Source organism: Shewanella sp. TB7-MNA-CIBAN-0143 (genome assembly GCF_040310065.1).
Classification (GTDB): domain Bacteria; phylum Pseudomonadota; class Gammaproteobacteria; order Enterobacterales; family Shewanellaceae; genus Shewanella.
The window spans coordinates 1-13,872 of the sequence record NZ_JBEOPL010000001.1 but is presented as its reverse complement, the minus strand read 5'-3'; the positions used below and the strand labels follow the sequence as shown (position 1 = coordinate 13,872).

General features: G+C 41.7%; 12 protein-coding genes. 8 read left to right on the top strand and 4 right to left on the bottom strand.

Annotated elements, in window-relative coordinates; genetic code table 11:
• Positions 1-94: 94 nt before the first annotated feature.
• The 3 genes from AAEY97_RS00060 (at position 95) to AAEY97_RS00050 (ending at position 2,619) form a co-directional block, all read left to right on the top strand.
• Positions 95-997: a LysR substrate-binding domain-containing protein gene (locus AAEY97_RS00060; RefSeq protein WP_350995631.1), complete on the top strand. Its 903-nt coding sequence runs from the start codon at positions 95-97 to the stop codon at positions 995-997.
• A gap of 589 nt (positions 998-1,586) precedes the next feature.
• Positions 1,587-2,330: a GIY-YIG nuclease family protein gene (locus AAEY97_RS00055; protein ID WP_350995628.1), complete on the top strand. Its 744-nt coding sequence runs from the start codon at positions 1,587-1,589 to the stop codon at positions 2,328-2,330.
• 70 nt (positions 2,331-2,400) lie between these two features.
• Complete coding sequence (locus tag AAEY97_RS00050; protein ID WP_350995626.1) at positions 2,401-2,619, top strand: hypothetical protein; 219 nt, start codon at positions 2,401-2,403, stop codon at positions 2,617-2,619.
• A gap of 640 nt (positions 2,620-3,259) precedes the next feature.
• Here AAEY97_RS00050 and AAEY97_RS00045 read toward each other — a convergent pair.
• Entirely contained in the window at positions 3,260-3,898 is a 639-nt protein-coding gene (locus AAEY97_RS00045; RefSeq protein WP_350995624.1) for an NAD(P)-dependent oxidoreductase, read from the bottom strand.
• Between the two features lie 203 nt (positions 3,899-4,101).
• Between AAEY97_RS00045 and AAEY97_RS00040 the strand changes: the two genes are divergently transcribed.
• The 4 genes from AAEY97_RS00040 to AAEY97_RS00025 are packed head-to-tail and all read left to right on the top strand — an operon-like array spanning position 4,102 to position 8,272.
• Positions 4,102-5,616 (top strand): cryptochrome/deoxyribodipyrimidine photo-lyase family protein, encoded by a 1,515-nt coding sequence (locus tag AAEY97_RS00040; RefSeq protein WP_192115620.1) that lies wholly within the window; start codon positions 4,102-4,104, stop codon positions 5,614-5,616.
• Entirely contained in the window at positions 5,570-5,746 is a 177-nt protein-coding gene (locus tag AAEY97_RS00035; RefSeq protein WP_502959420.1) for a DUF2256 domain-containing protein, read from the top strand. Before AAEY97_RS00040 ends, AAEY97_RS00035 begins: the two co-directional genes overlap by 47 nt.
• 11 nt (positions 5,747-5,757) lie before the next feature.
• A complete protein-coding gene (locus AAEY97_RS00030) occupies positions 5,758-7,344 on the top strand; it encodes a cryptochrome/photolyase family protein (RefSeq protein WP_192115616.1) in 1,587 nt (528 codons plus the stop codon).
• A gap of 28 nt (positions 7,345-7,372) precedes the next feature.
• Positions 7,373-8,272, top strand: coding sequence for a LysR family transcriptional regulator (locus AAEY97_RS00025; protein WP_182745045.1), 900 nt, complete (start codon positions 7,373-7,375; stop codon positions 8,270-8,272).
• A 217-nt stretch (positions 8,273-8,489) separates the two neighbouring features.
• Here the strand turns inward: AAEY97_RS00025 and AAEY97_RS00020 are convergent, their stop codons facing one another.
• Both AAEY97_RS00020 and AAEY97_RS00015 read right to left on the bottom strand, forming a co-directional pair.
• Positions 8,490-9,284 (bottom strand): alpha/beta fold hydrolase, encoded by a 795-nt coding sequence (locus tag AAEY97_RS00020; RefSeq protein ID WP_192115611.1) that lies wholly within the window; start codon positions 9,282-9,284, stop codon positions 8,490-8,492.
• 13 nt (positions 9,285-9,297) lie between these two features.
• On the bottom strand, positions 9,298-10,317 hold the full coding sequence (locus AAEY97_RS00015; RefSeq protein WP_192115609.1) for a DUF2817 domain-containing protein: 1,020 nt from the start codon (positions 10,315-10,317) through the stop codon (positions 9,298-9,300).
• A gap of 245 nt (positions 10,318-10,562) precedes the next feature.
• Between AAEY97_RS00015 and AAEY97_RS00010 the strand changes: the two genes are divergently transcribed.
• Positions 10,563-11,777 carry a 4Fe-4S binding protein gene (locus tag AAEY97_RS00010; protein WP_101085971.1) on the top strand — a complete coding sequence of 405 codons (1,215 nt, stop codon included), beginning with the start codon at positions 10,563-10,565 and terminating at the stop codon, positions 11,775-11,777.
• A gap of 79 nt (positions 11,778-11,856) precedes the next feature.
• Here the strand turns inward: AAEY97_RS00010 and AAEY97_RS00005 are convergent, their stop codons facing one another.
• Positions 11,857-13,326: a carbon starvation CstA family protein gene (locus tag AAEY97_RS00005; protein WP_162022395.1), complete on the bottom strand. Its 1,470-nt coding sequence runs from the start codon at positions 13,324-13,326 to the stop codon at positions 11,857-11,859.
• Between the last annotated feature and the right edge of the window lie 546 nt (positions 13,327-13,872).

The following is a 13,872-nucleotide window of genomic DNA, read 5'->3' as shown; positions in this document are numbered from 1 at the left end:
ACAATAACGATGAAGATAAAACCGTTCACATTAACTTTATAACCATCAAACTAATGCTATTTCAAACTCACTCTATATCAAACTAAGCGGCGCTATGTACATTTCATTAAAGCAGCTCAACGTGTTTACCAGTGTTACCCAACATAAAACCTTAACAGCTGCAGCCGAGGCGCTGTATTTGTCTAAAGCCGCGGTGAGCATGGCACTGGCTGAACTCGAAAAACAACTGGGTCACCCGCTATTTGATCGGGTCAATAATCGCTTGGTGCTGAATCAAGAAGGACACAAGCTATTACCACTGGCCGATGAGCTGCTTAGTAGAGCAAATAATATCAGTCAATTGTTTGATGCAGACCACGCTTTTACGGGTCAATTGAAAATAGGTGCCAGTGACACCTTAGGTAATCATGTTGTACCCGGGTTATTGAGCCATTTTCGTCAGCAACATCAACATTTTTCACAAAGCGTGGTGATTTCCAATTCACGTCTAATCTGCCAAAAACTACTGGATTACGAGCTAGACATTGGCTTGATTGAGGGTAAAAGTCATCACCCAGAACTCATCGCCAGTCAGTTTAGCCATGATGAAATGTGTATTATCGCTGCGCCTCATTTACCCATAAGTCTGCAGGCACAATGGACGTTTAACGATTTAGAGCAAAGTGAGTGGATATTACGTGAGGCAGGTTCTGGCTCGAGAGAGTTTTTTTTGCGCACTATCGCGCCGCAAATAGAATCGTGGCATGAAGTGTTTGAACTTAACACTACTGAGGCATTAATTAACAGTGTCGCCGCCGGACTTGGCTTAGGGTGTTTATCTGCTTTGGCGGCACAATATGCGATTAACGATGGACGTGTGACTCAGCTTGATTCTCCAATTAAGGGGAATCATATTAATATGCAGCGACCGTTTTGGTTGGTGGTTCACAAAGAAAAATATCACAGCCCGCTGTTAAAAAGCTTTATTGAGTTTTGTCATCAATGGGATAATTCATAAAGCGATTCTTGGTTGAGTATGGCCTTCGGCCACTAACGTCGTGACGCTTCACCATACCTATTTTTCAAACTTCGTTTGAATTAAGATCGCAAGGTTCCACCCTGCACGGGCCAAAAGGGGATCAACAGCAATCCCCTCTTGGATCACCCCTGCCGTTCCGGCAACATTTTCGCTTTTTAACCAAACAACAGCAGCGAAAAAATTGCGACGGAAATTGATCCAGCTTTTAACTTCGTCTTAGTGTTCTTCAGCCTTATTCGAAAATGCTAACGCTTCCGATGGTACATCCTGTACCGCGAAAGCTAGCCTGACGTCCTGTCAGGCTCACGCTATTTTCTTCAACGACCTCAAGTTCAGAGTTGAATTTAGACATTGTCAAGCAGAGACCAGCTCGTTTTTGGACATAAACGCTTTATAAAAGCCATTGTTTCAATTGACTTTTTACAAAATCTTACCTTGCCCCCACTAAATTTATGACCTCACTAAATTTAGAACTATCTCAATTAGCAAAATAACTTTGAAGATAAATAAGTACACTTTAACTATATTAGGTGAGCCCAAAAAGTCACAAAAGACACCAAAAGAACTAGTGTCTGAAAAAATATATTTTTATGTAAAAGACGAAAAAGGCAATAAGTTTGCTTTGCTGGTAAATGGGGAATATTTTGCATCAGGGATTCAATCAATAGCGGAGTATTCTTCAACAATAGTTAATGAAGTTTCATTTCCTATTCAGGCATTAATAAGAGTTTTACCCGTAAAAAATGAATTTAATGAGTGGGCTAGTGTTCCATTAGTCATACGCAAAAAAACTGCTAGCAAGGCGTCTCATCCAGGAGAGTGGATGAATATTTCAGAAATATATATTTTAATCCGCGAGATAAGCACTAAACTGCCAGTTTTTTTTGATGGTGTGGAAATAAATTTTCCTCTCGAACAAGTAGATGCAAATATAGGGAATTGGTCAAATCCAAATAATATGGGAATGCTAGTGACAGGAGATAATATCGGATCGTATAGTGGAGTATATTTTTTTGCAAGGCCTAATGGTGAGATATTCTATATTGGTAAAGCAGCTAGTTTACATCACAGAATTTGGGATCATGTGAAAACTCCAGTTACGCTCTCTGATGGTAACAAAGTTTATCCAAAGCATGGATTTCGCTGTAGCACTTCAGTAGACGAAATTGAGTCTATAGCGTCGGGGAAATCTTTGTTAGGAGTTGCTACAATATCTGATCCTGACTTAGTCTCATTTATTGAGGTTTACCTTCATACTGCTCATATTAAAAAACATGGAAAACTACCCTCCCTTAATAAGCAAATAGGATAGTAATGCCTAACAAGCGCAACCAGACCGACATCATGTACTACGCGTTATATGATTTCCAGTGGAGTCATCTATGCTAGCTGTAATTAAACGGTTGTTAAATGTAATTAGTTTTGTTGCATTGTTAGCTTTGGCATTATTTAGCTGGATGATGATAACAGGTTCTATCGCGAATTGGGTCGTGTTCACTGAAGTAAATTTAATTCCACTAGCTTTAGCATTTATTTGTATTTTAATCGTTAACTATTTGGCTTTTGGCAAAGTAACTATTTGGCATCAGCATATTAAATAACAATATTCAAGAAATTAAACAAGCAAACAGAATTAAGATTATCTATATATTTAACTTTATTAATTATCGGCCGTTATGACTAAATACTTGCAACACCTTACATGCTGTACAGAGTAAAACTATTAATTTATAATAATTTTTCTATGTTGATCTGCTTTGCGAAGCAACAATGTATTTATTGCAGTGCAGCGTTATACATTCTATATTCTAAAAAAAAGTCAAAATAACAATAAAGTTAACAGAAGGTTAAGGCTTAAATTTGTTGAAATATGCGACTAAAAAAGAAGAATTGGCTAAAACGATTGAGATGCTTAGCATTCTATTTAAGGTCAATAAAACAGACATTCGACCTAAGAGAGCATTCCAATATTTTGTATGTTTTATTTTTCTATTTGCATCTTTACAGCATTCACCAGATAGACAAATTGAAGCGTGGACAGTAAACGCCATCATTCCAAAACTGAGACTTGTAACCGAAAAGAAAATAGAACAGAAGCTATAGTATTTTTAAATTAAGTAAATTTATTCAAAACAGCTTATCTCGCCATATTTTAATCCTCATCCAGACCTTTTACATCCACAAGCATAAAAAAAACAGACCGTTTAGGCCTGTTTCGATTAGTCACCTACCCAATATCACTTAGTAAGCAACGCTAATACGTTGATTAACATGCTTAGCATTTTCGGCTTCATCAAGCATGGCTTTGGCATAATCCACTACTGATACTCGGCTTTGGCCTAGTGCATCGGTAAAAAATTCGTTGCCGCCCATACGGTATTGGCCTTCTGACTCGCCAGGGAAAATAATCGCTGCGGGGCTAACATAAGTCCACTCGATAGCAGAATCTGTATCACGGAACACAGCTAGTGCCTCACCTTGGGCGATGGCTTCGGCTTTATAATCTGCAGGAAACTCTGGTGTTGACACTAACGTCACGCCTGGTGCGACTTCTAAACTACCTGCACCGCCAACCCATAACAAACGCGGCGTGCCCGCTTTAGGCAAGTGTTGCAATAATTGCTTAGCGGTTTGAGAAACTACTTCATGGTTTTGTGCGGTGCGGCCACCGATTGACGCTATAACAACATCAACATCGGCAAATGCGCTAGCGATGGCATCGCTTGTCATCGTGGTTAAATCAAGCGTACGTACGGCCACATCTTGAGTGACTTTGCTGGCGTCGCGCACTACGGCAATCACTTCATGGCCTCGGCTTATCGCTTGTTGCATGATAGTGCCACCAATCCAACCTGTTGCGCCTAATACTGCTAATTTCATTTTGTGTCTCGCTCTATTAATTATCAATGGAGCTAGTTTAGTGGGTAATCTTTTAGAGATAAATATCGATAATTGCGCTTAATTGTTTCATTTAAAGATACAAAGTAAGATGTAAAATCATTACGTAATTGTGTCCTTAAAAGCAATCTAAACCGCAGGCTAGTGCGTATCTAATGGCTCATTCATCATGAGATTTTGGCGCCATGCCCGACACAATCAAACAAGCTATTAATATTGTCTGGTTTAAACGCGACTTGCGCTTGTCTGATCATCAACCGCTCGTCGATGCGTTTAACCACAATTTACCCTGCTTGCTCATTTACACCTTTGAGCCATTTATGCTGGCTGACTCGCATTATAATGAACGCCATTGGCGCTTTGTGTGGCAGTCGCTGCAAGATATGAATCAACAACTGCTCCGATTTAACGGACAGGTGTATATGTTCAGTATGCCGATGATTGACTTACTAGATGAGATATCCCAAACATTTGAAATTAAGAATATTTATAGTCATCAAGAGATAGGTTTACACAACAGCTTTGAACGCGATAAAACGGTTGCTCGCTGGTGTAATCAACAGCAAGTTAATTGGCAGCAGTCGCCTACTGGAGCTGTAGTTCGCGGCCGAAAAAATCGTCAGGCATGGGATCAGCACTGGCAACAAGTAATGAACAGCCCTATTGCCATCCCCAACTGGCAACAATGTCAGTTACAAAAACTCGATAACTATCAAGAGCCGACTCTTGATCATGCCATCATTACACACCATGGTCAGTTTCAAATAGGTGGCCCCAAAGCAGCCAGAACAATACTGAGCAGTTTTTTAACCCTTCGGGGTAAAGACTATCAACGCAGCATTTCAAGCCCGAGCTTAAGTCGGACTCATTGTTCACGCTTATCGCCTTATTTAGCATGGGGAAACATCAGTCTAAAGCAGGTATATCAAGCGACATTAACACGTTATAACCAGGTGCAAACCAGCAATAAAGCGTGGAGAAAACCGTTATTGGCGATGATGTCTCGTTTACATTGGCATTGCCATTTTATGCAAAAATTTGAAAGCCAATGCAGCATGGAATTTACCCCGGTTAACCCTGGGTATGTTGATTATCCCTACCGTACCGACGACAAAGTGCAGCAAGATATTCAACGCTGGGCTGACGGCCAAACGGGGATCCCTATTATCGATGCCTGTATGCGTTGTTTAAAAAAAACCGGCTATATCAACTTTAGAATGCGCGCCATGCTAGTCAGCTTTGTGACTCACCATCTCAATATTGCCTGGCAGCATGCCAGCTTACCGCTAGCCAATTATTTTCTCGATTTCGAACCCGGCATCCATTATCCGCAACTGCAAATGCAAGCCTCGGTCACAGGTATTAACACCATAAGGTTATATAACCCCGTAAAGCAGTCACAGGACCAAGACCCACGCGGTGAGTTTATTCGATTGTGGTGCCCAGAGCTCACCAATTTACCCAATGAGTATATTCATCAACCTTGGCAACAACCGCCTATGGAAGCGATTTTTAACGACATTATCTTAGGTCGAGACTATCCAGAGCCAATGATTGATTTAACTCAAGCATCACAAACTGCCCGCGATCGTTTATGGTCGTATCGCGAACAACCTCAAGTTAAACAGCATATTTCTGCGGTATTAATCCGTCATGTACGCCCAAAGCCCAAACAGAAGAAGGCTCGCCATGACACATAAAAAACCGCATTTAACCCATAAAATCTGTTTGGTATGCCAACGCCCTTTTGCATGGCGTAAAAAATGGGCCAAAGATTGGGACAACGTTAAATATTGTTCTGAACACTGTCGCCGACATAAATCTGAATAAAGGTAATCACCATGACGACGCTTTACACCCATGTTTCACCAACATTATTGCCGCAAACCAGCACATTGAGACTCATCTTGGGCGATCAACTTAATGCGTCACACTCCTGGTTTAAACAAGTCGATCCTAATGTGGTGTATTTGATTGCCGAGTTGGGACAAGAAGCAAGCTACGTCACTCATCATGTGCAAAAGGTCTGCGCCTTTTTTGCCTCTATGGCGCAATTTGCACAGGCCTTAGCCAAGAGTGGTCATCAAGTGATGTACCTAACATTAGATGACACCCAGCACTATGCAGATCTCCCTGCATTACTTGAAAATATCACCACAACCCAGCAACTGACGATATTTGAATATCAACAGCCTGATGAATATCGCTTAGCGCAACAATTGAGTGAACTCGCACTGCCAAAGGTGACTAAAAACAGCTATGACACAGAACATTTCTTACTGCCATTTGACGATATTCAGCGCGAATTCACACCGAATAAACATGTGAAAATGGAGTTTTTTTATCGACGCATGCGCAAACGCTTTAATGTATTAATGCAAGAGGGTGAACCATTAGGTGACCAGTGGAATTTTGACCAGCAAAACCGTGCGAGCTTTAAAAAGAATGACCTTGCTGATGTTCCTGCGCCCTTGGTATTTGCTAACGATGTCAGTGATATTTTAGCCCGCCTTAAGCGCCATAACATCAACACCATAGGCAAGGCAGAAAGCCAATTGTTATGGCCAGTGAATCGACGCCAATCGCGTGAGTTACTCGACTATTTTTGCCAGCACTTATTGATCCGCTTTGGTCATTTCCAAGATGCGATGACCGAAAATAGCCGTGCGGATTGGAGCTTATATCATTCAAGGCTATCGTTTGCGCTTAACGCTAAAATTATTTCCCCCAGTGAAGTGATTAATAAAGTCATCGCGCATTGGCAAGCGCATCAACATGATATTTCACTGGCTCAAGTTGAAGGTTTTGTTAGGCAAATACTTGGCTGGCGTGAATATGTCCGCGGTATTTATTGGTGCAATATGCCCAACTACGCCACTAAAAATGCCTTACAAGCACAGCGGCCGCTGCCAGGGTATTTTTGGACCGCCAACACCAAGATGAATTGCATGCACCACGCCATAAAACAGTCGCTCGATTATGCCTATGCCCACCATATTCAAAGATTGATGGTGACTGGCTGCTTTAGTTTACTCGCGGGTATCAATCCAGATGAAGTCGACCACTGGTATTTAGGCATTTACATTGATGCCATCGAATGGGTCGAAATGCCCAATACGCGCGGGATGACTCAATTTGCTGACGGCGGAATTGTGGCCACAAAACCTTATGCCGCCAGCGGTAACTATTTAAACAAAATGAGCGACTATTGCAAAAGCTGCCATTACAATGTCAAACTCAAGACAGAACATAACGCCTGCCCATTCAACAGTTTATATTGGCATTTTATTCAGCGGCATCAAGACCAATTTAAACGTAACCCTCGCATGGCAATGGTATATAAAAACTGGCAAAAAATGGATGTGCACACGCAACAGGCCATTATTAACAAAGCCGATAGCCTATTGGAAAATATAGAAAACTTATAACCTTTAGCTGTCGCGACAGGATGATTTTATGGACAAAATATCTGCTATACGCAGCTTTGTTGAAGTGGCCAGTTGTGGCAGCTTTACCCAAGCGGCCGAGCAACTTGGCTTAAGCCGTTTACAAGTGTCGCGCCATATCAAAGAAGTTGAACAATGGTTAGCGTTGCGATTATTACATCGCACGACTCGCCGAGTTAGCCTCACCCTACAGGGCGAAGAAGCGCTTAATTACTGCCAACGGATTTTAAGTGAAGTGACGGCGATGGAAAGTCGCGCCAACAGCCACAATAATGAACTGGTTGGCAGTATTCGTATCGCCTCGCCCATTGGACTTGGGCAACACAAACTGTATGACGTAGTTGAGGCTTTTTGCCAGCAACATCCTCAGGTTAATATTCAGCTGTTACTGTCGGATAATGTCTCGCAATTGGTGAATGACAGAGTCGATATTGCGCTGCGTTATACCCACCAGCCTGATGAAAGCTTAATCGCCAGACGCTTAATGCATATCGACAATGTGGTTTGCGCATCCCCTGACTATCTCGCCAAACATTCGACCATATTGTCAGCTAATGACTTATTACAACACAACTGTTTACGCCACTCGAGCCAACCACGTTGGGAGATAATCGATGAGTCTCGAACCTGTTTACTTGATGTGAGCGGTAATTTACAGGCCAATGACATGGGTGTATTAATCAATGCGGCATTACGCGGCAATGGTATTGTGTGCTTGCCGACCGATTTAGCTAATCACTATCTTGAACAAGGTGAATTGCTTGAAGTGCTGCCCAACACCACTGCGCCGGGTAAGACGTTGTGGGCGGTTTATTTGTCGCGCAGCTACCAGCAAACCGTCGTCAGAGCCTTTATCGACTTTACCGCCAATGCTTGGCAGCAAGACATTAAAAAATGGCAAGCAAGCTAAATTGAATGATTATGTGATTGAATGAGTAATCGCCACTATTTAGCACTTTCAAATTAGCACTTTCAAATTAGTACTTTCAAATTAGTACTCTCTGTTTAATACTCTCTGTTTAATACTCTCGATTCAGTACTTTCTATTTAAGAAGCACTACTCTATAAGCCCTAATGGATAAGTCCTACTGAATAAGCTCTAACGAATAGGCCCTAATGAATAGGCCCTAACGAATAATATCCAGTAATAATTGTTGTAATTGTTGTGGTTGATCAAGGCTGGCATCGTGACCACAGTCGTCTATTTTGTGTAATTGTGTTTGATAAAATACCGCTAACTGTTCGCTACATTTTGGATGGGCAAGTTTGTCTTGATTAGCGACAATCACGCTAACCGGTATGTCATTCAATACTGGACAGTGAAAACGGGCTGAGGCGTACAATTGGCGTAGCCCATTAATAAATGATGTATGGCATTGCAATCTCAGTATGCTCCAAGCATTAATCACGTCAATACTCTGGCCAAAATGCCTGCTGGTAAAATCTAATACCGTTGCCTCTAGCCAATGACTTTTGTCTGTATCAATACTGTTCGACAAGCTGGCGCGTAAAGCCCGAGTGAACACAGCCCCCAATGACCTCATTAACTCCAAGCATTGGAATCGTTTATACCAAGGTGACAAGTTGGCCGCACTGCTGTTAATTAACACCACATGCTGAACTCGCGAGCGACACTGCGCCGCCATCGTTAAGGCCAACATTCCTCCCATAGACAACCCAACCAATACTAACTTAACTTGGCTTGGTAGCATGCCCTGTTTTAGCAAGGCGTCATCGATTTGTTGCCACACCGCATCACAATAATCCTGCATTTCACCAGGGCTAGACTGATTAACTAACAGGCCGTTACCCGGTAAATCGACGCTAATAACATTCACCGCTTGTTGAGCTAAACGCTGATCAAAACCATACCAATGGCGGCTATCGCGCATTAATCCTCTAAGCAAAACCAAGGTGGTCATCGTTTATCCTCACTTAGCTTTTTTTAGTCCAGAAGCGATTCGCTTGTTGAGTCAACTGCGTCAGCTGTTTAGGCTTTATTTGTTCAATAATTTGTGCATAAGCTGCATCGATAATGAACTGCATTAATACCACGTGACGCCTTAAAATACGTTGATGTCGATGTGTTTTCTGCGGATTAAAATAGCCGGGGAAATTAAATAGTTGACGTGGATTTTTACGCACCCAGGCCCACGAGCCCATTTCTAACGTTAATGGAATAAACGGTTTTTCGCTGATATTACTCGCCACTAAGTAATCCCAAATATCGCCATGAGTCCGATAAAAATGACTTTGTGGCGCTAACCGATAATGGCCGTGGTGAGGGTAACCTTTTTCGAATAATTGCATTAAATGATAAATATAACCTATGCCTGCAAACGGTTGCCGAGTATGCGCATGAGGAAACCACAGATGGTCTAGCAAACCAAAACCAGAATGAGCATCTAAGGCAATAACACTGCTACTTTGTTGCTGTAATTGTTGCACATAGTTTACTAATGCTTGGGTTTCTAGCTCCATACCATTTTGACCACGGTACCAAGGCAAGCGCGGCGAGAGTCGCTGACCACCAACAAGAAAGGTCACGTCTTCGTCTGAATCAATCGGTGCATTACGCATTAAATCAACATTGTTGCCATTGCCTCGGCTACCACGCAAAAAGCCTACCGGATTCACCACAGGTACAAAAGCTAGACGCACGTGTTTGAGTAATTGCTGTAAATGAGTATCCCAAGGTAGTCGATTGAGTAAGCTGTCTAAAAAGGCCAACACCACTTGTGCACCAATACGCTCCACACCATGCACCCCACCAACAAATAACACCGTAGGGCAAGGTTGCTGTTGTTGCCCAAGCTCAATGGCGGTTACCGATAATTTTTCACCACGATAATATAAATTCGCCAGGGACTTATGCCTAAATTGATGCTGATGCTGGGCAATTAAGCGCTTTAAGGTGTCGATCTCGAAAGAATGCTCAAAAGAAAACTTAGCCATTAGCCACTTTTTACGGTCACAAAAATGATCTTAATAAGGTAACCAGTAATTAAGACAAGTTCATGACAACAGAGTGAAAACACTTAGTTCACACACTGCTTAACAATGTTTACATAAAGTAAACAAATCAATGTAGATCATATATTTAGAAATCAATTATTGGCTTTGGTGACTCCTCTCACATTAGCCCTTAAGCAGAACTTTTATCATTATTGATAGAAAATAAAACACTGTAGGCATCCTCTATGAGTACAATTGAATCAATCACTTTAATGCTAGCCTTGGTATATAGCACCAGCTTACTGTATTGGGGTGGCAAAAAATGGGGCGCATTGGTCAGCGGGGCATTATTGCTCGGCGCGACTCTTGCTAGCTTTTTCTGGCCACTTTTACTTATATTGTTGGGCGCGGTATTAGTTGTTACCGCAATAGGGCAATATCAACCTGCGTTTGCCAATGCAGAAGGCAGACCCAATGCTGTACGTGAGATTTGCCAACATTTCTTTGCCCTTTCGATGTTATTGGTTGGCGTGCAATATGCCATCAATGCAGGATTATTGTATGCCGGAGAAACCCCCTGGTTAATGAGACCGGATGTCGGTGATGCATTTTTGCCTATTGCGGGCGGCATAGAGCTCAAAGCTATTTTAACTCTCGGACTGTGGGATCAAAACCACCCTGCTGCGGTAGTGATGTTATGTGTCGTATTGATCACTGGTGTAGTGTGTAAACGAGCATTTTGTGGTTGGGCTTGTCCGTTAGGATTAGCCGGTGAGTATCTTTATAAACTGAGAAAACGTGTTATTCACGCAGAGTTATTACCGCCTGCGTGGGTAGACTGGCCACTCAGAATGGTTAAATACCTATTATTAGCGGCACTGCTTTATTTGGTTATTTCTATGCCATCGGCAAGCATTCCACACTACCTATCAGGTAATTACCACAAAGTGGCTGACTTAAAAATGGCAGTATTTTTTATGATGCCGTCAATGGTTGCCTTAATCGGTTTTGGAATGATCTTTGCCTTAGCAGCATGGCGTCGCCAAGGTTTTTGCCGTTACATTTGCCCTTATGGCGCATTGCTAGGTATTGTAAGTTTTCTAAGTCCGTTTAAAATTCGCCGTAATACTCAGCATTGTTTAATTGAAACTAAAGGCATGAGTTGTGATAAGTGCACCCGTGCTTGTCCTGCCAATATATCGGTGCATACTCAAAAAAATATCCACTCAGACGAATGCCAAGCTTGCATGCGTTGTGTATCTGCTTGCCCTAAAAAACAGGCGTTGCAATTTAGCACTCGTAATGGCATTCCGCTTTCTGCCAGAGGGTTACTCATTGTGTTACTGACTATAATGTTTATGTTACCGCTGTTTGCTTACGTAAGTGGCTACTGGCACAGTCAAACACCTAACGATATAAAAATAGAACTGATTCAGAAACTGGACCGCATTGGTCATTAATTTACATTTTCAAATGGGCAACAAAAAGGGCTGCACAATGCAGCCCTTCTATTAATTAACAATTACCACAATCATTAGCTTACTGAGTAGTAATCACTTTGCGTTTATTGTGCGCAATAATCAGCGCAATAAGACATATTACACCTACAACAATACCCACTGGCTGGCTCAGCTGTTGCGGCAAACCAAAACCAATACCTGCAGTCATGATGTACGACACAGTCACACAAGTACCAATAATCGCTGGAATGCTGACAATCCAATGGAAGGTACCACGATCAAACAAATACTTAGTCGCAAGCCACAATACGCTAGTTGAGAGCAACATATTTGAGAATGCGAAATAACGCCAGATTAGGGTGAAGTCAATCTTAGTCATAAAATAAGCAATAATCAGAATCGGAATGGCAACCAGTAAACGGTTTCTGACACTTTGCGGAATTTTAAACGCATCGATAATAGTTAAACGTAATGCTCTAAACGCAGTGTCACCAGAGGTAATAGGGAAAACCGCAACCGCGATAATCGCCATAACACCACCTGCTACACCTAGGTAAGTGGTCGCCACTTGGTTAACAACCATACCAGGACCGCCTATATCGAGAACACTCTTAAGTTCGATATAACCACCAGGGAAAGCCGCAATACCTGCAGTAGCCCACACACATGCCACGACACCTTCTGCTACCATGGCACCATAGTAAACTGGACGAATGTATTTTTCGTTAGTTAAACAACGCGCCATAATCGGTGCTTGAGTTGAATGGAATCCACTGATTGCGCCACAGGTAATAGTGACAAACAATAATGGCCATACAGGTAGCCCACTTGGGTTCGGCTCTAATAAGTCATTGTTATAATGGCTATGATCAAAATAAGCAAAGATACTGTCAATAGTCGGTAGTTGCGGCGCATGGATTAGCAATGCAACAGCAATAGAGGTTGTCATCACAATCATTAATAAACCAAATGCTGGATACAGTTTGGTAATGATTTTATCGATTGGTAACAACGTCGCGAGAAAGTAATAACCCAAAATCAGTAATACCCAAAAGGTATTATTACTCAAAAAAGTGTCTTTAAAATAATCTAAGTTACTTAACAGCCCTGCTGGGCTCATGATAAATACTACACCAACGAAGAAGAGTAGCATGGCAGTAAATATCAACATGGCACCTTTAAAGTACACATTGAAATAATGGCCAGCAATTTCAGGTAAACTTTTACCGTCTTCTTTTATACTCATTACACCAGAGAAGTAATCGTGAACTGCGCCACCGAGTACATTACCAATCACAATCCAAACCAGTGCTATCGGGCCATATAATGCACCTAAAATTGGCCCAAATATCGGTCCGACACCGGCGATATTAAGAAATTGAATTAAGAACGCTTTAACCGGATGAACGGGTACATAGTCAACGCCATCATTAAATCGTTCTTGAGGGGTTTTAACTTTAGGGTCAATACCTGCTTGTCGCTCAACGAACGGGCTGTAAAACTTGTACCCGAGCAATAGTAGCCCGATACAAATGAGGAAAATCAGCATATTATTGTCATCCAATTATTTATAGGAATATATTCAATGTCGAGTTTGTTTCAGTTAGCTTTCTAGGTCAAGCAACCGGGTGTTATACCAAAGTAGGGATTGCTACCAGTTACTTTCCGTGCATATATACTCACTTTAGCGATAAACTATAACCCTGTTAATGGCTTACCCCAACTTCACTATAATTAGCTATTTAATTACCCATATCCACACATCAAAAAAATTCAAACATAATCACTTTTAACTCACCAGTGGCTTGTAAACTTACACATCCCCATATACTAAAAATGGTTAATTACCCTTTGTAACACCTAAGATAATTACACCATCACGAATATATCACCTCAAACACATCTTTATAGGTGGGAAGTTAAGTAGCCTGAAATTGAGGTAACAAACACGATTGAATCACCATGTGAACAACCCAAACATCCGCTTACTGGTTCATCTGTTTATTCGTCTATTCGTTTATTCGTCTATTCGTCTATTCGTCTATTCGTCTATTCGTCTATTCGTCTATTCGTCTATTCGTCTATTCGTCTATTC

Excerpts from the sequence above, each read along its gene's own strand:
- AAEY97_RS00025 (WP_182745045.1), top strand. The coding sequence starts at position 7,373 with ATGGACAAAATATCTGCTATACGCAGCTTTGTTGAAGTGGCCAGTTGT.
- AAEY97_RS00060 (WP_350995631.1), top strand. The coding sequence starts at position 95 with ATGTACATTTCATTAAAGCAGCTCAACGTGTTTACCAGTGTTACCCAA.
- AAEY97_RS00030 (WP_192115616.1), top strand. The coding sequence starts at position 5,758 with ATGACGACGCTTTACACCCATGTTTCACCAACATTATTGCCGCAAACC.
- AAEY97_RS00010 (WP_101085971.1), top strand. The coding sequence starts at position 10,563 with ATGAGTACAATTGAATCAATCACTTTAATGCTAGCCTTGGTATATAGC.
- AAEY97_RS00050 (WP_350995626.1), top strand. The coding sequence starts at position 2,401 with ATGCTAGCTGTAATTAAACGGTTGTTAAATGTAATTAGTTTTGTTGCA.
- AAEY97_RS00045 (WP_350995624.1), bottom strand. The coding sequence starts at position 3,898 with ATGAAATTAGCAGTATTAGGCGCAACAGGTTGGATTGGTGGCACTATC.
- AAEY97_RS00035 (WP_502959420.1), top strand. The coding sequence starts at position 5,570 with ATGTACGCCCAAAGCCCAAACAGAAGAAGGCTCGCCATGACACATAAA.
- AAEY97_RS00020 (WP_192115611.1), bottom strand. The coding sequence starts at position 9,284 with ATGACCACCTTGGTTTTGCTTAGAGGATTAATGCGCGATAGCCGCCAT.
- AAEY97_RS00040 (WP_192115620.1), top strand. The coding sequence starts at position 4,102 with ATGCCCGACACAATCAAACAAGCTATTAATATTGTCTGGTTTAAACGC.
- AAEY97_RS00005 (WP_162022395.1), bottom strand. The coding sequence starts at position 13,326 with ATGCTGATTTTCCTCATTTGTATCGGGCTACTATTGCTCGGGTACAAG.
- AAEY97_RS00015 (WP_192115609.1), bottom strand. The coding sequence starts at position 10,317 with ATGGCTAAGTTTTCTTTTGAGCATTCTTTCGAGATCGACACCTTAAAG.